Source organism: Aeromonas enterica, assembly GCF_054052465.1.
On sequence record NZ_JBSTYL010000043.1, the window covers coordinates 1 to 18,466 of the forward strand.

Consider the following 18,466-nt stretch of genomic DNA (forward strand, 5'->3'; position numbering starts at 1 on the left):
GGTTAACTGGGGAAAGAGGGACAACAGGTGTTGAAAGGCAGGGGTATCCATGATGGTAGACCTCAAGGAGATGGCCTACTTCAAGATTAGCCTTTCAACACGTAATTGGGACAGAGCCTTTTTTTATGGCCGGCGTTCCGGTGTCACACTTTCCCATTTCTGAAAACGTAACCATTTGAACTGAGGTCACAAATCAGCGCTTTGCCTGTCCATACCCGCCACCATGATCCCTAGAATGAGCCCCATTGACGGAATCTGGTCCGCTTACCCCTGCTCAAGGAATGGCTTATGCGTCGCACTCACCCTGTGTCTTCCCTCTGGCTTGCCCTGCTGGCCAGCCCTCTCTTCATCCATCAGGCCATGGCAGCCCCCGAGGTGCACCTTTACGTGGATGGCCAATCCGTCGGTGCCCCACTGGCGCTGGACAAGGGAGCGGTACAAATGGTCCATCCGCTCGCCAAGGGCAGCCACCAGATCCGCATCAGCGACCCGGGCAGCAGCTGTGGTACCAGTTTCGGCCCGAACGAGAGCAAGCCGCTCCCTTTCGGCACCGCTCAGCCCATGGACAAGTGCAACAAGGGGCAAAACTTCAACCTGCGAGTCATGCTGGCGGGGGACTATGAGTTCACTTTCAATCCAGATACCCCCAGCCTCAAGGTATTACGGGCCACCAGGAAGAGTGAGTTCAAGCGCCAACCCCCCGAAGAGCCCTGCATCCAGTGGGATGGCGGCCCTGTCACCGTATCGCTGCAAGGGGTCTGGCCCGATGGCACCCGGCTGCGGGATGCCTACTCCGGCCAAGAAGGCATGGTCAAGGGGGGCAAGCTGACCCTGACCCCGAGCAAGGAGAGTGGCGGCCTGCTGCTGCTCGAGCCGGTCAAGGCGGCCAAGCCGGCGCCGTTCAGCTGGGATCAGGCGAGCGTCTATTTCCTGTTGACCGACCGCTTCAACAACGGCAATCCCGCCAACGACCACAGTTTCGGTCGCCAGAAGGATGGCCAGGACGAGGTGGCGACCTGGCACGGCGGCGACTTCAAGGGGTTGACCGAGAAGCTCGACTACATCAAGAGCCTCGGCATGAACGCCATCTGGATTACCCCTATGGTGGAGCAGGTGCACGGCTTCATCGGCGGTGGCGAGCAGGGCAATTTTCCCTTCTACGCCTACCACGGCTACTGGGCGCTGGATTTCACCAAGATTGACCCCAACTATGGCGATGAAGAGAGCCTGAAAACCTTGGTGGACGAGGCCCACAAGCGCGGCATGCGGATCATTCTGGATGTGGTGATGAACCACGCCGGTTACGCCACCCTGGCCGACTTGCAGGATCTGGGGCTCAATAGCCTGACCCAAAACAGCAACAAACTGCCGACCCGCTGGAACGAGTGGCGCCCGAGCGGCGGCCTCAACTGGCATGGCTACAACCAGTTTATCGACTATCAATCCCCGAACTGGAACCAGTGGTGGGGGGGAGACTGGGTGCGAGCCGGTCTGCCCGGCTACCCGCAACCCGGCACTGACGATGTGACCGGTACTGTGGCGGGGTTGCCGGACTTCCTGACCGAGTCAACCAAGCCGGTGGGCTTGCCGCCGCTGCTGACGGCGAAGAAAGACACTGGGGCCAAGGCGCTGCCCAACGCCACCGTGAGCGACTACCTCATTGCCTGGCACACCGACTGGGTACGCCGCTTCGGCATCGACGGCTTTCGGGCCGATACCGTCAAGCATCTGGAGCCCGAGGTGTGGGCCCGCCTCAAGCAGGCCGGCAGCACCGCGCTCAAAGAGTGGAAAGCCGCCAACCCGACCAAGAAGCTCGACGACCTCCCCTTCTACATGGTGGGCGAGGTGTGGGATCATGGGGTCGCCAAGGATTTCTGGTACCAGAACGGTTTCGATTCGCTGATCAACTTCGACTACCAGCGCGAATTCGCCCTGCCCCAGGCCCAGTGCATGGCGGGCGCCGAACCCACCTATGCCAGCTACGCCAGCCGCATCAACCAAGATCCCGAGTTCAACGTGCTGAGCTACATCAGTTCCCACGACACCAAGCTGTTCTTCGGCGACTATCAGGACGTGCCGCTGCAACGGCGGGTGGCCAACAGCTTCATGCTGCTGCCGGGCGGCATCCAGCTCTACTACGGGGACGAGTCGGGCCGGGGCCTGGCCAAGGATGGGGGCGTATTCGATCAGAGCGTGCGCTCGGACATGAACTGGCAGGAGCTGGGGAGCGGCGACAAAGCCGAGCTGGTCAAGCACTGGCAGCGACTCGGCCAGTTCCGCGCCGCTCACCCCGCGGTGGCGGCAGGCAGCCACAAGAAGCTGTCCGATGCGCCCTACAGCTTTGTGCGGGAGAAGGGGAACGACAAGGTGGTGGTGGTGTTTGCCGGTCGGCAGAAATAACGTCTGGACCAGATTAGCCACAAAAGAGAGGGGAGCCACTGGCTCCCCTCTCTTTTGAACTCTCCACTCTGCCGATCACTGCGACTGACGGGCCGCCACCGGCCACTGCAGCCGCACCTTGACCAGCAGCGCCTGCCAAAGGGGCCAGGCCAGCAAGGCCTGTTGATAAACGCCGGCCTGACCGGGCAGCTGGATGCCGTAGCTGGCCAGCCGATAGGCCATCACCCCATAGAAGGCGTCTATGATGCCCGCCTCGCCGAAGTAGAAGGGCCCCCTCGCCTGGGACCAGATGGTCTGCAAGCGAGCCAGCTCGCCGATGGCCTCCACCGGCGGCTCGCTGCGGGTCGGCGCCCCCAGGAAGAAGGGCAGCTGGCTGCGGATCTGGCCAAAGCCCGAGTGCAGTTCGGCGCACAGGCTGCGGGCCAGCGCCCGTTCGGCCCGGGAAACGGGATAGAGCTGGTGGTCTGGACAGAGCTCGTGCAGGTATTCAGCGATGGCCAGCGAGTCATGTATCCGCACGCCATCGTGATCCAGCCAGGGCACCAGGCCGGCAGGCCCTGCGCGCTTGAGCCGCTGCAACGCCTTGGCATCTTCCAGATCAAACACCTGCTCCTGCCACTCCAGCCCGCTCATGGCGAGCACCAGAGCAGCACGCATTGCCCAGGTGGAGCCCGTGCCCACCGTCAATACCAAGGATCCCATCTCTTGCCTCCTGCATGGGTTGCTCATGACCATCCCATCGGCCCCAATGGCACGACATCCGACGGTCGCTTCACATTTGCACGCCTGCGGGTTTGACCCCCTCGGAGAGCGATGCTAGTTTGATTTTCCAAAACAATCAGTTAGCAACAATGTGAGCAATGGATAGCCAATTTACCATCGTCATCGCAGATGACCACCCCCTGTTTCGGGGCGCCCTCTATCAAGCGGTGCACATGGCCATCAACGACGCCCAGCTGCTGGAGGCCGATTCGATCGACAGCCTGACCAGCCTGCTGGGGGAACACCCGGAGGTGGACCTGTTGCTGCTCGATCTCAAGATGCCGGGAGCCAACGGCTTCTCCGGCCTCGCCCACCTGCGCGGCCAGCACCCGGATCTGCCCATCGTCGTGGTCTCCGCCTCGGAAGATCCCGCCATCATCCAGCAAGTGTTGCGGCTCGGGGCGCTGGGTTTCATCCCCAAGTCCGTGCCCATGAAGGAGCTGGTCAACGCCCTCAATACGGTGATCGGGGGGGATAACTGGGTGCCGGCCGGCATCTCGCTGCATCCCGAGTCCGAAGATGGCCCCGGTTTCGCCAGCAAACTCGCCAGCCTCACCCCCCAACAATACAAGGTGCTGGTGATGCTGCGCGATGGCAGCCTCAACAAGCAGATCGCCTGGGAGCTCAACGTCTCCGAGGCCACCATCAAGGCCCATATCACCGCCATCTTCCGCAAGCTCGACGTCAAGAACCGCACCCAGGCGGTCATAGCTCTGCAGCAGATGGATATCAAGGACGACTGAGCGGCTGCCAACAAAGGCCCATATCCACTCCCACCTTTCGCAAGCTCGGCGTCAAGAACCGCACCCAGGCGGTCATCGCCTTGCAGCAGATGGATATCAAGGACGATTGACCCTTGTCACCATCAAGGCCCGTATCACCCCCGCCTTCCACAAGCTCGGCGTCAAGAACCGCACCCAGGCGGTCATCGCCTTGCAGCAGATGGATATCAAGGACGATTGACCCCTGGCCATGACGGAAGGCGACAACCCCTGACCGGTTTCCCCTCTCATGGCGGTTTCTCGCTCGACAAATAGCACGGTCGTACTTTATGCTGCAGGACCAACGAGGAGAGTGCGATGAGCAAGGGCCGGCTGACCCGCGACAACATTTTGCAGACTGCGTTCGAGCAGGCGAGCCAGCAGGGTCTGGAGAGCCTGACCATAGGCTCGTTGGCCTGTGCCTGCGAGATGTCCAAGAGCGGCCTGTTTGCACACTTCCAATCCCGCGACAACCTGCAGATCGCCGTGCTGGAGTACGCCGCAGAGGTGTTTAGGGAGCGGGTGATCCAGCCGGTGCGCCAGCAACAGCACGGCAACCAGCAGGAGAAGCTGATCGCCCTGCTGCAGGCCTGGCTGGCCTGGAACCAGAGCTTCGCCGGTCGCTGCATGTTCCTCGACGCCTGGACCTCGGCCCAGGAGGGTGAGGTCCAGCAGGCAGCCCGCCAGCTAGTGCGCTTCTGGCTCGACTACCTGGCTCGCCAGGTGGTGCAGGGTCAAGCGCAGGGGGAGTGGCGCGGCGACATGGATCCCTGGCGTGCCGTCTACCGGCTGTACGGCCTCTATCTGGGGGATCAGGTGTTCAACGCGCTGGACTTGTGTCAGGATCCGGCCCGCCACTTCTGGCCCGAAGTGGATGCTCTGCTGACCAGCTGGCGCTGATTTTCAACTGCCTTTTTAAAAACCGACAAAAAAGCACGACCGTTCGAACACAAAGCAGACAGGACCATCATGAGCAGCAAGATCTACTTCAACACCCGCCGCTTCAGCCCGAGCAAATGGCTGCTCGGCATCGGCACCCGGTTGCACCACAGACTCGCCCCGGCCCACGCCAGACGCACCGCCAGCAAGCTGCTGCTCACCCCCCAGCGCAACCAGCGCGATGACGCTGCGCCTGCGGGCCTGCTCAAACAGGCCGTGCACACCAGTGAAGGCACCCTGATGAGCTACCGGCTCGGCCAGGGACCGGTCTGGCTGCTGATGCACGGCTGGTCCGGCAGCGCCAGCCAGTTCTACCCGCTGATGAGCCACATCGCCGCTCAGGGCTTCACCGCCATCGCCTATGATCATCCGGCCCACGGCCACAGCGCCGGCCATACCGGCCACCTGCCCCGCTTCGTGCGCGCCTTCGATGAGCTGGTGACCACGCTGAGCGACGAATCTGGCCCCATCCAGGGGGCCATAGCCCACAGCATGGGGGGAGCTGTCACTCTCTCCAGCCGAGTGTCAAACCTGGACCGGCTGCCACTGCTGCTCATCTCGCCCGTGCTCGACTATGTGCCCCAGCTCTACGGCATGGTGGCACGCTCCGGCTACTCCATCCGGCTGTTCGATGCCGTGGTGAAAGAGATTGAGCAGGAGTACCAGTACCCCCTCAGCACCGTCGATCCGCTGGGGCGCCTCGCCAGCCGCGAGGGATCCACCATCATAGTGCACGACGAAGAAGACAGGTTTGCCCCCCACGACGACTCCCTGCGAGCAAGCCGGGACGGCCGCACCCGACTGGTCACTACCCGGGGCCTGGGGCACGGTCGCATCCTCGCCAGCGCCCCGGTTTTTGCCGCCTTCGATCAACTGAGCGCCGCCCTGCAGGAGGAATAAAAGGGCTCAAAACGGGCCAAGAAAAAATGGTTGGCAGGCCTGTTTTTATATTCGATACAGCGTCTTATAGTTAAATTGCTCGGTGGCAACACCCCTAGTGGCATGCATAAGGCGCAGTATCATGGCCAGACCCAACACAGCTCTTCTGTTGACCGGTGGTGGTGCCCGCGCCGCCTATCAGGTTGGCGCCCTCAAGGCGATCGCCGAATTCTACCCCCGCAATCTCGGCATTCCGTTTCCCATCCTGTGCGGTACCTCGGCGGGTGCCATCAATGTCACCGCGCTGGCCTGCTACGCCTCCTGTTTTCATCTGGGGGTACGCAAGCTGGAGTGGGTCTGGCGCCGTTTCGAGACCCACCACATCTTCGACTTCCACCCCGGCAGATTGCTGTGGCAGATGATGTATGAGGGCTCGGCCGGGCTCATCAATCCCCACACCAACCACGCCTTTCACCTGTTCGACAACGCGCCGCTGCGCCGCCTGCTGGACCAGCTCATCGACTATCACCGCATCGATGACAACATCCTCTACGGCAGCCTGGAGGCACTCGCCATCACGGCGTCCGATTACGATGACGGCCTCTCCACCACCTTTTTTCAGGGACGGGCCGAACATCTGCCATGGGAGCGGGCCAGACGGCGCGGTGTGCGGACCCTGCTCACCTCGGATCACCTGCTGGCCTCCTCGGCACTGCCGTTTGTCTTTCCCGCAACCCATATAGGCGACAAATTCTACGGTGATGGGTCCATCCACCAACTCAGTCCACTCAGCCCCGCCATCCACCTGGGGGCGGAACGGATCCTGCTGATCACGCTGGATCCGCCGGCCCACTCGGCACCGACTTTTCATCACGGTCACCTGACCAGTTCCAACATCGCCAGCCACTTGCTCGATACCGTCTTCACCGACACCCTCAACTCGGATCTGGAACGGCTGTGGCGCATCAACCAGACCCTGGCTCTCATTCCGGAGCGGGAGCGTAACCGTTTGAAATTGAAGCGGGTGGAGACTTGCGTGCTGAAACCGAGCGAGGATCTCGACATCATAGCGCTGAACTATTTGCGCAAGCTGCCGGTGCACCTGCGTCGCCTGCTGCGGGTGATGGGAGTAACAGGGGATGAAACCAGCAGTCTGGCCAGCTTCCTGATGTTCTACCCCGGCTATTGCCAGCAACTGATCAAGCTGGGCTACCGGGACACCCTCAACGATCGCCAGCGGGTCGAACAGTTTCTGGGCATTGAACAGATGGCGCGGGAAGAGGCATGAACCACAGCAAACCTGGGGAGCTGCCGGGCTAGCGTCCCTCCAGCAGCCGCTGCTCGGCCTGCTCCATCGCCACCGCATTGCCAAACAGCACCAGCCGATCCCCCGCCGCCAGCGTCAGATCGGATCTGGGCTCCAGGCTCTGCTCGCCGCGCTGTACCTCCTTGATCCTCACCTCCTCCAGCGCCAGCGCCTGCACAGTGCGTCCAACAGCCCAGGCCTGATCGTGCAACAGCACGGGATGCAGTCGCTCGAGCAACTGATCCGTCCCCAGATTGCCGGCGCTCTGATCCCCCCAGTAGAAGCCGTGCAGAAAGCGATACTGGCTGCTGCGCTCATGTTCCATGCGCCGGATCACCCGACCGATGGGGACGTTGCAGTTAAGCAGCAGGTGAGAGACCAGCATCAGGGCCCCCTCCTGGGATTCTGGGATCACCTCATGGGCCCCCGCCTGCTTGAAGGCTTCCAGAAAGCTGTCATCCCGGGTGCGCACCAGCACCCTGACCTCCACCGCCAGCGATCTAATCAGCGCCAGCATGGCCTCGACCCGCTTGTGATCGTCGAAGGTGATGATCACCAGCCGGGCCCGCAACAGGCCGGCGGCCAGCAGAATATCGCGGCGGCTGGCATCACCAAATGCGACCTGCTCCCCCGCCGACTTGGCCTCACTCACGCGCTCGGGGTCAAGATCGAGCGCCAGGAAGGGGATCTCCTCCTGCTTGAGAAAACGGGCGCAGGTCTGGCCGGCGCGACCAAAGCCCGCAATGATCACATGCTGGCTTTTGCTAAGACCGGACTGGGCCACTTCGGAGCGGGTGAGCAGGGCCGGATCGGTGAGGGAACGAGCCAGATGGTGAGCCTTCTGTACCAACCAGGGGGTCATGGCGATGGAAGTGACCCCTATGCCGATGAGCAGGGAGACCAACTGATGGTCGAGCAGACCGTGGTGATTGGCCAGCGCCAGCAGCACGAAGCCAAACTCGCCGACCTGGCTCAGCATGATCCCCGCCGCCATGGCGTCGCGCTTGCGCTCCCCCATCAGACGGCCGGCCAACAGCACCAGCAGGGATTTGAACAGGATCAGACAGAGCACGCTCGAGGCCACCAGCCACCAGGCCTGCGCTACCCGCTGCCAGTCCATGGCCATGCCGATAGTGATGAAGAAGAGGCCCATCAGCACATCCCGAAACGGCCGTATGTCCACCTCCAGCTGATGGCGGTAATGGGACTCGCCCAGCATCATGCCGGCCAAGAACGCCCCCAACGCCATGGAGAGCCCCATCCACTGGGTCAGCGAAGAGGCCAGCAATGCCACCAGCAGGGCGCTCAGCACGAACAGTTCGTCGGAGCGAGCCCGCGCCACCTCGTGAAACAGCAGCGGCAACAGCCACTTGCCCACCGCCAGCAGGCTAAATAAAGCAAACAGTCCCTTGAGGGTGGCCCAGGCGATCTCCGCCAGCAGGGCGCTGCCCTGAATTTCCGGCTGGGCCAGGATGGGGATCATGACCAGCAACGGCACCACCGCCAGATCCTGAAACAACAGCACACTCACCCCGAGCTGGGCCCGACGGGTGTGCAACTGTTTTTGCTCCCCCAGCTGCTTGATCACCACGGCAGTGGAAGAGAGTGCCAAAGTACCCGAGACCACCAGCGCCTGAGGCAGGCTCAGCCCCCACCACCATCCGAGCCAGAAAAACAGCGAGGTGGTGAACAGTACCTGCAAACCGCCGACTCCCAGCACCAGCATCCTCATGGCGATCAACCGCGGCAACGAGAACTCCAGCCCGAGCGAGAACATCAGAAAAACGATGCCGAGCTCGGCGATGGTCTGCATGATCGTCTGCTCTGTGATCACGGCGGCGCCATAGGGGCCGAGCAGTACCCCGGCAAGCAGGTAAGCAAGGATCACCGGCTGGCCGAGGCGCCGGAAAATCGCCACCAGCAAGACGGCGGCAAACAGCAAAATCAAGATGTCCGTATACAATTTCCCTCCTTTTTTTATCCACTTAAGCCTAGCCAGCCCCCCTTGTTCGTATCGAACATATTTTGGGCACAAAGATTGCAGTGAAGTGACAGGAAGTAGGATGTATGAGGGCTGTACCGTGGAAAACACATCGTCATTGAATGGTTTGGGACATGGCATAGAGCAGTGGGTTCGCCAGATGGAGCGGCTTACGCCGCTAGCCAGTCAGGATCGCAACCAGTTGCTCGAGCTCTTGTTGGTACAGACGGATCTCGACAGCCTGCTGGCAACCTTTGCCGATCGTGCGGCAAAAATTGTCCGAATACACAGCCTCTATTTTGATCACGCACAGCCACTTCGGCTGATCCAGCAGCCACCCCAGGCCAGCCTGACGCTGCACAGCTACCCGTTCGAACTGCGCGGCCAGCACGGCCAGTTGTTCGGACAGCTGCACTACACACTGGAACATACCCTGAGCGGTAGCCAGCAGCGGATCCTGCAGCAGTACCATCAACTGCTCTGCATGCCCCTTCCCCTCTATCTGCGGCTGGCGCAACTGGAGCAGCAAGTGCGGCTCGATCACCTGACCGGGCTCGGCAATCGTTCCTACTTCGACGAGGCCATAGGCCGCGCCGTGGAACAGCACAGCCGGGAGTCTCACGGTCTGGTGCTGGTGCTGCTGGATCTGGATCACTTCAAACAGATCAACGACACCTGGGGCCACCCGGTCGGCGATCTGGTGCTAAGCCGCTTCGCCCAGCTGCTCAAGCACTGTATCCGCAGCACGGATCAGGCGTTTCGCCTCGGCGGCGACGAATTTGCACTGCTGCTGCAACCCGCCGAGCCCGAGGCCTGGCGCCCCGTCTGGCTGCGGTTGCAACATATGCTGATGACCAACAAGGAACTCAGCACCTTCTCGGTTGGCTGCAGCTTGGGGGCTGCCAGCTGGCAATCCGGGGTAGCTGTCCACAGCCTGTATGAGGCGGCGGATGCTCACCTCTACGCCCGCAAAAAAGCGGGCAAGGCCGGCCTGCTGGATTGAACCGGCCAGAAAACCCATGAAGAAAAAAAGCCGGAAATGCGGGTTTTTTGTCTTCATGGCAGTCCCGGATTCACTCCGGGATGCAGCTGTCTGCCGCTGGCCGCCAGTGCCACTCCACACCGGCGGCTCGCGTCATGAATCCGTCACAGATAAAGAGTCCGGCCACCGCCGCCACCTGCTCGCCGTAATAGAGGATGGGGATGCGCCCTCGCTGCCAGGAGGGCACGCCATACTCTTGCAGCAACTTCTTGAAACGCCGACTGCCGCTGCGCCCCACGGGTTTGAGCATAAGCCCGGCCGTCACCTGAAAACGCACCGACATTGGCTCCTGCGCGGTGGGCAGCCTCAACCCCTCACCGCCCTGCCGCAGCAGTAGCTGCACCTGCCCCAGCCCGTCCGGCAAGGCGACCGACTCGCCAACCGCTACCGCCAGTTGCTCGTGACAGGGCGCCAGTCCCGGCCTCACCAGATGGAGCCGACCCTGAAAGCGGCGGCAATCCAGGCTCTTCAAGCTGAACTGCGGATTGGCGTCCTCTCGCGCCAGCGCCACCTCCTGCCACAGCAGAGCCAGCTGGTCCCGGGAGGGCATCTCACCCCCCAGCCGGCGGATCCAGTAGCGCAGCAGGTTGTTGCGCCGGGTCACCGAGAGTCCGTGCAGCGGCTCGATATTCAGGGCACTCCCCTCACCGGCCAGCCGCCAGTCCGTTTCTGCCAGCTCGGTCAGCAATATCTCCTGCTCGGCGCACAGCGCCATGCTGCGGGCGGCGGTGCGGGCCATGGCCGGCCAGCGGGCCTTGAGCTGAGGGATCAGCTGCTGGCGCAGAAAGTTGCGGTCATAGCTCACATCCTGATTGCTCTCATCCTCCACCCAGCCATAAGGAAGCGATTGGGCCACCTCGGCCAACTCGGCCCGGCTGACCTCAAGCAAGGGGCGCAGCAGCAGGCCGGCCGCAAACGGCTGACTTGGCAGTATGCCCGCCAGGCCCCGCACGCCGGCGCCACGCTTGAGGGCCAGCAGCAGTGTCTCCAGCTGATCGTCCTGATGATGGGCGGTGAGCAGCCACTCCCCAGCCCCCAGGCTGGCGGCGAGGCGCTGATAGCGGGCCTCCCGGGCCTGGGCCTCCAGGCTCTCACCATTGCCACGCACCAGCTGCACCCGCTCAACGATGAGCGGTACCGCCAGTTGCTGACACACGGTCTCACAATGGGCCACCCAGGCATCGGCGTGAGGGCTCAGGCCGTGGTGCACGTGCAGGGCGCGTAGCCGGAGCCCCTGCTCGCGGGCAAACTGCGCCGCCAGCACCAGCAACACGGTGGAATCGAGCCCGCCACTGAAGGCAACCAACAGGCCCCGGGAACCTTCCGGCGCGGGCAGGGTCTGACAAAAACGAGAATAAATACGAGAAATCATAGGCTTCCCCAAAACGACCAGACCGATCTTAACAGAGTCGGGCTTATCAAGCTGCAACCCGGCTGTTAGAGTGAAGAACTGCCCTGTTTGGGCCAGGAAGCTGAATAACCCGAATTGGAATCCAACAAGATGAACAATAAAAAAAGCATACTGGCCGGCCTCATCGGGCTGGCCTTGCTGGCTGGCTGTAGTCAGGCGCCGGACACAGCAGACAAGCACTCCGGCCTCGCGCTGGCCAACATGGATACCCGGGTCAAGCCCGGTGACGACTTCTTCCGCTACGTCAACGGCCACTGGCTGGCTACCGCCAAGATCCCGGACGACAGGCCCGCCGATGGCGCCTTCTACATGCTGCGGGACAAGTCGCTGGCGGACGTGCGGGTGCTGGTCGAGGGGCTCGACCGCAAGGCGGCGGCAGGCACCCTGGCCCAGCAGATCCACGATCTCTACCAGAGCTATCTGGATCAAGGCAGCCGGGATGCCAAGGGCATCACGCCGCTGCTGCCCCTGCTCAGCGATATCGATCAGATCCGCGATCAGCGCGGGCTGGCCCGGGCCTTTGCCCAAAGCGGGCGCACTGGTGGCGGTGCCCCGTTCGGCTTCTGGATCGACGCCGATGCCAAGGCACCGGACAGCTATGCGGTCTACCTCTATCAATCCGGCCTCAGCCTGCCGGATCGGGATTACTACCTCAAGACCGACCCCAACAGCCAGGCGCTGCGGCAGAAATACGAGCAGCACATCGCCACCATGCTGACCCGTTTCGGTGAAGCAGATGCCAAGGCCAAGGCCCGGCGCATCCTGACCCTTGAGACCAAACTCGCCCAGATCCAGTGGGACAACGTGGCCCTGCGGGATAGGGAGAAGAACTACAACAAGGCGCCCCAGAGCGAGCTCAAGCGTCTCGCTCCGCATATCGACTGGGATGGCTACCTGGCCCAGGCCGGCCTCGCCGGTCAGAGCAGCCTGGTCATAGGCCAGCCAAGCTATCTCGCGTCCCTCGATGGCCTGATGCAGCAGACCCCGATCAGCGACTGGCAAGCCTACCTCAAGTGGCAACTCATCACCGATTACGCCCCCTATCTCGACAGCCAGACCGACGCCCAGAACTTCGCCTTCTTCGGCACTACCCTGAGCGGCACCCCCAAGCAGCGAGCCCCCTGGGAGCGTGCCCTCGGCGTGCTGGACGATCATCTGGGCGAGGCGGTGGGCCAGCTCTACGTGGAGCGCTACTTCCCGCCAGAAGCCAAAGCCCGCATGGAGCAGCTGGTGGAGAACCTGCGCACCGCCTACGGCCAGAGTATTCAGGAGCTGGACTGGATGTCACCGGCCACCAAGACCCAGGCACTGGAGAAGCTGGCCAAGTTCCGACCCAAGATCGGCTACCCGGAAAAGTGGAAGGATTACAGCGCCATCACCATCACGTCGGATGATCTGGTAGGCAACCTGCAGCGAGCCCGCGCCTTCGAATACGCCGACAACCTGGCACGCCTCGGCAAACCGGTAGACAGAGACGAGTGGCACATGTCGCCGCAGACGGTGAACGCCTACTACAACCCGAGCAACAACGAGATCGTCTTCCCGGCCGCCATACTACAGCCGCCCTTCTTCGACCTGACGGCAGATGATGCGGTCAACTACGGCGCCATCGGCGGGGTGATCGGCCACGAGATGGGTCACGGTTTCGATGATCAGGGAGCCAAGTCCGACGGCGACGGCCTGATGCGCGACTGGTGGACTCCAACCGATCTCAAGGAGTTCCGCTTCCGAACCAGCCGTCTGGTAGCCCAATACAACCGCTTCGAGCCCATCAATGGCCAGTTCGTCAACGGCCAGTTCACCCTGGGAGAGAACATAGGCGATCTGGGTGGTCTCACCATAGCCCACAAGGCCTACGAGCTGTCGCTCAAGGGCGAGGAAGCACCCGTGCTGGATGGTTTCACTGGCGAGCAGCGCTTCTTCCTCGGCTGGGCCCAGGTGTGGAAGGGGATGTATCGCCCCGAGCTGATGCAGATGCTGCTCGCCTCGGATCCTCATTCACCGCCGGAGTATCGGGTCAATGGCGTGGTGCCTAACATCCCCGCCTTTTACGAGGCGTTCAATATCCAGCCGGGTGACAAGCTCTATCTGGCCCCGGCCAAACGGGTCAAGATCTGGTAATGACCGCCTCCGGCGAGGCAGAGAAAGAGAGCCGGGCAGAGGCCCGGCCCACACATTCACATCCGTGACGGGCAGGCGTGCCGCCCGTCACCGCAGCAACAAGGGTCACAACGATGAAAGCCTTATTCATGACACTCGGCCTGCTCACCCTGCCACTGACTGGCCAGGCGGCGGAGGGATTCTTCAAACAGCTGACGATCCCCTCCGGCCAGGTGATCACCGTCAGCGAGGGACGGGGTGAACCCGCCTCCATCGGCAGCTACGACGTGCGCCTTTACTCGGGCGCCAATCCCCAGTTTCCCCTTGATCAGTTCATCGACGGCAAGGTACTGCCGCGCGATGGCACCATCAAGGAGATCAAACTGCAGGATCTCAATGGCGACAAACAACCCGAACTCATCATCATCATGGAAAGCGCTGGCAGCGGTGGCTATCACAGTGCCGACGCCTTCGTCATCAAGCCACTTGAGGGGCTTGATACCTTCAACCATGTGGAGGGGCTGACGCCCACGGAAGATGTGATCCAGGCGCTCAAAACACCCCGAGACTGATCATCAGGCACCATGAAAAAAGCCCCGCAATGCGGGGCTGCTTGCTTGTCGGTGACAGACGCTGACCCCCTTCCCCGCCTCCCTGCTGCCCGACGACAGACCAGAGCCCGATGGACGACTATTTTTTCTGCGCTTATACTCGCCGCACCTTGCCACTGAGAAAAATAAGGAGGTAAAAATGGTTATCCAAGCGTGTCCGATGTTCTCGGCCCGCCTGTTCGGCACATTCACGTGCTCTTGCCTGCATACCATCGCGCTGCGATAGCGGGTTCGAGCAAAGCCGACTCCCTTCCAAACCGAGACCTTTCTCGACTCTGCCGTTGTCGCCAGCGCTCCTGATGACAGGGATCTTCGATCCCGAGATTTAAGAGAGCAAGAGCATGACAACCCTGATGAGTACCCATTCCCTGCAAATGAGTGCGGGGCACCTCCCGTTATTTGACAACCTGGACCTCAGCATTCGCAGTGGTGATCGCATTGGCCTCATAGGCGTCAATGGCTGTGGCAAGAGCACACTGCTCGCCCTGCTGGCCGGTCAGCGCACACCCCATGACGGACGTATCCACAAGGCCACCTCCTGCCGCTGTGAATTCGTGGCCCAGCATCTGCCCGCCCAACTGCAAACGCTCAGCACCCGCGCCGTGCTGCTCGATGCGCTGGCCAACGAGGCTGACCAGACGTGGCAGGTGGACAAGCTGCTGACCGGGCTGCAACTGGCCGAGCAGGCCGACCTCCCGGTCAGCGCGCTGAGCGGTGGCCAGCATACCCGCCTGCAGATAGGCCGCGCCCTGCTGCACCAGCCCAACCTGTTGCTGCTGGACGAACCCAGCAACCATCTGGATCTGCCCGCCCTGATCTGGCTCGAGCGCTTCCTGCTGGCGTGGCGTGGCGCCTTCGTGCTGGTCTCCCACGATGGTCGCCTGCTCGATCGGGTGACCCGCGAGACCCTGATCCTGCGGGATCGGCGGCTTCATCGCTTCGCCCTGCCCTGCAGTCAGGCCAGGGCGGCTCTGGCCGAAGAGGACGAGCAAACCCACCTGCGCCGGGCCGACGAGCAAAAAGAGATCGACCGCCTGAGCGCCAGCAGCAAACGTCTCGCCATCTGGGGGCGGGAGCATGACAACGAGAAGCTGGTGCGCCAGGCCAAGTCCATGGAGAAACGGGTGGCCAGGCTGCAGGAGGAGCAGAGCGTGGTCGGGGTGGATGCCCCCTGGCGCCTCGAGCTGCACGGGCAGGCGCTGCCCGCCGATGCCCTGCTGCGACTCGACGCCCTCGACGTGCGCCCCGCCCCCGGTCTGCCGCCGCTGCTGCGGGCCGAGGATCTCTGGCTGCGCGCCGGCGACAGGGTCGCCCTGCTCGGCGCCAACGGCACGGGCAAGTCCTCCCTGTTGCGCCAGTGCTGGGGCGAGGTGTGCGACCAACGACCGGCTGAGGGCTGGTATCGCCACCCTGGCGCCAGCATCGCCTACTACGATCAGTCCCTGCAGCAGCTGGACGACCACGCCACCCTGACCTATGCCCTCTATCCGCTGGCGCCTTTGCCGGAGGTGTCGCTGCGCCAGGCGCTGATCCGCGCGGGCTTCCCCTACTCCCGCCACGGCCAGCGCGTCGCGACCCTGAGCGGGGGCGAGCGGGCCAGACTGTTGTTTCTCGCCCTGTCGCTGGCGAGTCACCATCTGCTCTGGCTCGATGAACCCACCAACCATCTGGATCTGGCAGGAAAAGAGGAGCTGGCCGAGGCCTTGAACGCCTTCCCCGGCGGCGTATTGCTTGTCTCCCACGACCGGGGTCTGATCGAACGCAGCTGCAACCGCTTCTGGGTGATCAGGGAGGGCCGGATCCACGAGACCCACAGCGCCGAGCGGGCCTATGCCGAACTGCTCGGCGATGCACCCGAACAGCCCGCCGCCGACGCCCGGGCAAATGACGCCAAGGGGGAAGATCCCATGCCGGAGCACGATGATGAGGCTCTGCTGGCACGCTGGTACGAGCTGGATGCCCTGCTTGCCGCCGATCTCGCCCGCAAGCCCAAACATCAGACTCCGCGGCTGCAGCAAGAGTGGCGCCATGAGCTGGGCAGGCTTACCGGTTTGCTGGGCCTCGCAGAGGAGTGACAACCCCACCCGCATTTTCACATGACACTTTTACTCAACTCACGCGGCCGGCCACGGCTGGCCGCAAGGAGCATATGATGTCTTCACCACAACAACCCGATATCAGGCTCGACCCTGTCACGGATGCCGACCTGCCCCACATCTACCGCGGCCTGTCGGATCCCGGGGTCATCGCCTATTACGGCATCCGCTATGACACCATGGAGGCGTGCCAGGCCCAGATGCACTGGTACGCCGAGATAGCGCAGCGCCAGAGCGGGGCCTGGTTCCTGATCCGCTGCCAGCAAACCGGCGGTCCCTTGGGGGCCATCGGCTACAACGATGCCGACCCGCAGCACAAACGGGCCGAGCTCGGCTACTGGCTCTATCCCGAGTACTGGGGCCAGGGGATCATGCAGGCGGCATTGCGGCAGTTTCTGGCCCTCGTCTACCGCACCACAGAGCTGCACCGCTTGCTGGCGGTGGTGGAGGAGCCAAACCTCCCCTCCGCTCGCCTGCTCGAGCGGGCCGGCTTTCGTTACGAGGGGACGGCTCGGGAATGCGAGTGGAAGGGGGAGCAATTTATCTCCCTGCGGCACTACGCCCTGCTGCGCAGCGACCTGCCAGACCCTTGAGCACAACCGCATCTGATAGCCAGCAAAAAGCCCCGTACTGCGGGGCTTTTTATCGGGTCGGTTACTTGATGGCGCAGGCGTTGTCAGTGGCCAGAGTGCGGCGACGTCTGCGCCGCCACAACGAGAAGCAGCCATACCCCAGACTGAGCAACACCGCATAGAGCACCTGGGAGGCGAGCGCCACCAGCACGGCGAGGCAGAGCAGCACGCTCAAGGCCGCCAGCCCCTTGCCCATGCCACCGAGCAGGCGCCAGCCCGCCGCCATGCAGAGCAGATAGACCAGCACGAAGTTGCCGTTGGCGTAGCGGATCAGCTCATCGAGCGGCAGTCGCAGCCAGAGGATCAAGGTGATGGAGACGAGGCAGATGGCAAGCACCCAGCACAGGGCATTGAGCGGCGCACCCCGGGCCGAGAGGCGAGAGAGGGAGACCGGCAGTTTGCCCTCCCGCGCCATGCTCCAGATGAGGCGCGCAAATCCCTGCAGGTAGATGTTGATGCTGGCAAAGCAGGAGAGGTAGCCCAGAATGGCCACCAGCCACTTGGCGGTGGGGCCGAACAGCAGGGAGAGCAGGGCCGGGATGGCGGTGGCATTGGTCGCCTCGTCGCCATAGAGACCATATTTGAGTACCACCAGCGAGTGGACCCAGTAAATCAGCCCCGCCAGCAGCACACCGCCGAGCAGGGCCAGCGGATAGTCCCGCTCAGGCCGCTTGAACTCCTCCCCCATGTGGGCGAAGGCTTCCAGCCCCACGAAGCACCAGAACATCACCGCCAGCGCCGTGCCCATGGCGGGCCACTCAGCGGCCGTCGGCAGGGGCTGGGCCGCGTCGCGCCAGCTGAGATCCCCCTTGAACCAGATGAGCAGGGTCAGCCCCAGAATGGCGAGCGCGATCAGCAACTGCAGGTTGCCGGAGGAGCGCGCCCCCCGCAGCCCGAGCAGGAATACCCCGAGCAGGGTGAGCAGCTGGATGGCCCACAGGGTCCACTCCCCCAGATCGAACAGCGCGTGCCAGAAGCCGGCTGCGATAGTGAGGGCCGCCGGCAACCCCACCGGCAGCACCGCCAGGAACAGGAAGGCAGAGAAACGCTCGGCGCCGTTGCCAAAGGCGAGTCCGATGAGATGCGGCGCCCCGCCCGCATGTGGATAGCGGCGTCCCAGCCGGGCGAAGGTGAAGGCGATGGGCAGCACCAGCACGATGAGCAACACCCAGGCCCAGAGCGAGGCGCCACCCGCCAGCGATGCTGCCGTCGCCGGCACCACGAAGATGCCGGTGCCCAGCAGTGAGGTGGCGAGCAGCCCCATCCCCTGCCAGAGCCCCAGCTCTTTTTTCAACACAGACATATCCTTTTGTCCTGACTGGAAAAACACCCCGCCATGTTAGGCCTCCCTCCCCCCTTTGTTAAGGCTCTGTCCCAATTACGTGTTGAAAGGCTAATCTTGAAGTAGGCCATCTCCTTGAGGTCTACCATCATGGATACCCCTGCCTTTCAACGCCTGTTGTCCCTCTTTCCCCAGTTAACCCTGCGCCAGCGCCGTGTTGCCCAGCAGGAGCTCACGGCGCCACACGCCATTACCTCGCTCAAT

At 62.8% G+C, this 18,466-nt stretch carries 14 protein-coding genes and 2 pseudogenes; 12 read left to right on the top strand and 4 right to left on the bottom strand.

Features of this window, described 5'->3' with window-relative positions; translation table 11 throughout:
* The first annotated feature begins 288 nt into the window (after positions 1 to 288).
* Positions 289 to 2,400 (top strand): alpha-amylase, encoded by a 2,112-nt coding sequence (locus tag ACW5XD_RS23130; protein WP_456496918.1) that lies wholly within the window; start codon positions 289 to 291, stop codon positions 2,398 to 2,400.
* Between the two features lie 75 nt (positions 2,401 to 2,475).
* Here the strand turns inward: ACW5XD_RS23130 and ACW5XD_RS23135 are convergent, their stop codons facing one another.
* Positions 2,476 to 3,102 (bottom strand): glutathione S-transferase, encoded by a 627-nt coding sequence (locus ACW5XD_RS23135; RefSeq protein ID WP_456496919.1) that lies wholly within the window; start codon positions 3,100 to 3,102, stop codon positions 2,476 to 2,478.
* Between the two features lie 158 nt (positions 3,103 to 3,260).
* Between ACW5XD_RS23135 and ACW5XD_RS23140 the strand changes: the two genes are divergently transcribed.
* The 5 genes and pseudogenes from ACW5XD_RS23140 to ACW5XD_RS23160 all read left to right on the top strand — a co-directional run bounded on the left by ACW5XD_RS23140 (position 3,261) and on the right by ACW5XD_RS23160 (position 7,029).
* The gene (locus ACW5XD_RS23140; protein WP_456496920.1) at positions 3,261 to 3,905 is read left to right on the top strand and encodes a response regulator; all 645 of its coding nucleotides are present in this window, start codon (positions 3,261 to 3,263) and stop codon (positions 3,903 to 3,905) included.
* A 118-nt stretch (positions 3,906 to 4,023) separates the two neighbouring features.
* Positions 4,024 to 4,125 (top strand): annotated as a pseudogene (locus ACW5XD_RS23145) (DNA-binding response regulator); the annotation flags it as partial.
* A 116-nt stretch (positions 4,126 to 4,241) separates the two neighbouring features.
* Entirely contained in the window at positions 4,242 to 4,823 is a 582-nt protein-coding gene (locus ACW5XD_RS23150) for a TetR/AcrR family transcriptional regulator (protein ID WP_456496921.1), read from the top strand.
* 69 nt (positions 4,824 to 4,892) lie between these two features.
* A complete protein-coding gene (locus tag ACW5XD_RS23155; RefSeq protein WP_456496922.1) occupies positions 4,893 to 5,762 on the top strand; it encodes an alpha/beta hydrolase in 870 nt (289 codons plus the stop codon).
* A gap of 121 nt (positions 5,763 to 5,883) precedes the next feature.
* Complete coding sequence (locus ACW5XD_RS23160) at positions 5,884 to 7,029, top strand: patatin-like phospholipase family protein (RefSeq protein ID WP_456496923.1); 1,146 nt, start codon at positions 5,884 to 5,886, stop codon at positions 7,027 to 7,029.
* Between the two features lie 28 nt (positions 7,030 to 7,057).
* Here the strand turns inward: ACW5XD_RS23160 and ACW5XD_RS23165 are convergent, their stop codons facing one another.
* Entirely contained in the window at positions 7,058 to 9,010 is a 1,953-nt protein-coding gene (locus ACW5XD_RS23165; RefSeq protein WP_456496924.1) for a cation:proton antiporter domain-containing protein, read from the bottom strand.
* Positions 9,011 to 9,110: 100 nt separating this feature from the next.
* Here ACW5XD_RS23165 and ACW5XD_RS23170 point away from each other — a divergent pair, with 100 nt between their 5' ends.
* On the top strand, positions 9,111 to 10,031 hold the full coding sequence (locus ACW5XD_RS23170; RefSeq protein ID WP_456496925.1) for a GGDEF domain-containing protein: 921 nt from the start codon (positions 9,111 to 9,113) through the stop codon (positions 10,029 to 10,031).
* A 70-nt stretch (positions 10,032 to 10,101) separates the two neighbouring features.
* Here ACW5XD_RS23170 and tilS read toward each other — a convergent pair whose 3' ends face one another.
* Entirely contained in the window at positions 10,102 to 11,442 is a 1,341-nt protein-coding gene (tilS, locus tag ACW5XD_RS23175) for a tRNA lysidine(34) synthetase TilS (RefSeq protein ID WP_456496926.1), read from the bottom strand.
* Positions 11,443 to 11,571: 129 nt separating this feature from the next.
* On the opposite strand from tilS, the gene ACW5XD_RS23180 reads away from it, so the two are divergent.
* The 4 genes from ACW5XD_RS23180 (at position 11,572) to ACW5XD_RS23195 (ending at position 16,881) form a co-directional block, all read left to right on the top strand.
* On the top strand, positions 11,572 to 13,602 hold the full coding sequence (locus ACW5XD_RS23180) for a M13 family metallopeptidase (RefSeq protein WP_456496927.1): 2,031 nt from the start codon (positions 11,572 to 11,574) through the stop codon (positions 13,600 to 13,602).
* A 113-nt stretch (positions 13,603 to 13,715) separates the two neighbouring features.
* Positions 13,716 to 14,153: a PliI family lysozyme inhibitor of I-type lysozyme gene (locus tag ACW5XD_RS23185; protein WP_456496928.1), complete on the top strand. Its 438-nt coding sequence runs from the start codon at positions 13,716 to 13,718 to the stop codon at positions 14,151 to 14,153.
* 380 nt (positions 14,154 to 14,533) lie between these two features.
* Positions 14,534 to 16,267: an ABC-F family ATP-binding cassette domain-containing protein gene (locus ACW5XD_RS23190; RefSeq protein ID WP_456496929.1), complete on the top strand. Its 1,734-nt coding sequence runs from the start codon at positions 14,534 to 14,536 to the stop codon at positions 16,265 to 16,267.
* A 77-nt stretch (positions 16,268 to 16,344) separates the two neighbouring features.
* Complete coding sequence (locus ACW5XD_RS23195) at positions 16,345 to 16,881, top strand: GNAT family N-acetyltransferase (protein WP_456496930.1); 537 nt, start codon at positions 16,345 to 16,347, stop codon at positions 16,879 to 16,881.
* Between the two features lie 61 nt (positions 16,882 to 16,942).
* Here the strand turns inward: ACW5XD_RS23195 and yjeH are convergent, their stop codons facing one another.
* The gene (yjeH, locus tag ACW5XD_RS23200; protein ID WP_456496931.1) at positions 16,943 to 18,223 is read right to left on the bottom strand and encodes an L-methionine/branched-chain amino acid transporter; all 1,281 of its coding nucleotides are present in this window, start codon (positions 18,221 to 18,223) and stop codon (positions 16,943 to 16,945) included.
* A 129-nt stretch (positions 18,224 to 18,352) separates the two neighbouring features.
* Between yjeH and ACW5XD_RS23205 the strand changes: the two are divergent.
* Positions 18,353 to 18,466, top strand: a pseudogene (locus ACW5XD_RS23205) (IS1595 family transposase); the annotation flags it as partial.

What these genes read in the sequence shown, in the direction of transcription:
- ACW5XD_RS23130 (WP_456496918.1), top strand. Translation starts at nt 289, where the DNA reads ATGCGTCGCACTCACCCTGTGTCTTCCCTCTGGCTTGCCCTGCTGGCC.
- ACW5XD_RS23135 (WP_456496919.1), bottom strand. Translation starts at nt 3,102, where the DNA reads ATGGGATCCTTGGTATTGACGGTGGGCACGGGCTCCACCTGGGCAATG.
- ACW5XD_RS23140 (WP_456496920.1), top strand. Translation starts at nt 3,261, where the DNA reads ATGGATAGCCAATTTACCATCGTCATCGCAGATGACCACCCCCTGTTT.
- ACW5XD_RS23150 (WP_456496921.1), top strand. Translation starts at nt 4,242, where the DNA reads ATGAGCAAGGGCCGGCTGACCCGCGACAACATTTTGCAGACTGCGTTC.
- ACW5XD_RS23155 (WP_456496922.1), top strand. Translation starts at nt 4,893, where the DNA reads ATGAGCAGCAAGATCTACTTCAACACCCGCCGCTTCAGCCCGAGCAAA.
- ACW5XD_RS23160 (WP_456496923.1), top strand. Translation starts at nt 5,884, where the DNA reads ATGGCCAGACCCAACACAGCTCTTCTGTTGACCGGTGGTGGTGCCCGC.
- ACW5XD_RS23170 (WP_456496925.1), top strand. Translation starts at nt 9,111, where the DNA reads ATGTATGAGGGCTGTACCGTGGAAAACACATCGTCATTGAATGGTTTG.
- tilS (WP_456496926.1), bottom strand. Translation starts at nt 11,442, where the DNA reads ATGATTTCTCGTATTTATTCTCGTTTTTGTCAGACCCTGCCCGCGCCG.
- ACW5XD_RS23180 (WP_456496927.1), top strand. Translation starts at nt 11,572, where the DNA reads ATGAACAATAAAAAAAGCATACTGGCCGGCCTCATCGGGCTGGCCTTG.
- ACW5XD_RS23185 (WP_456496928.1), top strand. Translation starts at nt 13,716, where the DNA reads ATGAAAGCCTTATTCATGACACTCGGCCTGCTCACCCTGCCACTGACT.
- ACW5XD_RS23190 (WP_456496929.1), top strand. Translation starts at nt 14,534, where the DNA reads ATGACAACCCTGATGAGTACCCATTCCCTGCAAATGAGTGCGGGGCAC.
- ACW5XD_RS23195 (WP_456496930.1), top strand. Translation starts at nt 16,345, where the DNA reads ATGTCTTCACCACAACAACCCGATATCAGGCTCGACCCTGTCACGGAT.
- yjeH (WP_456496931.1), bottom strand. Translation starts at nt 18,223, where the DNA reads ATGTCTGTGTTGAAAAAAGAGCTGGGGCTCTGGCAGGGGATGGGGCTG.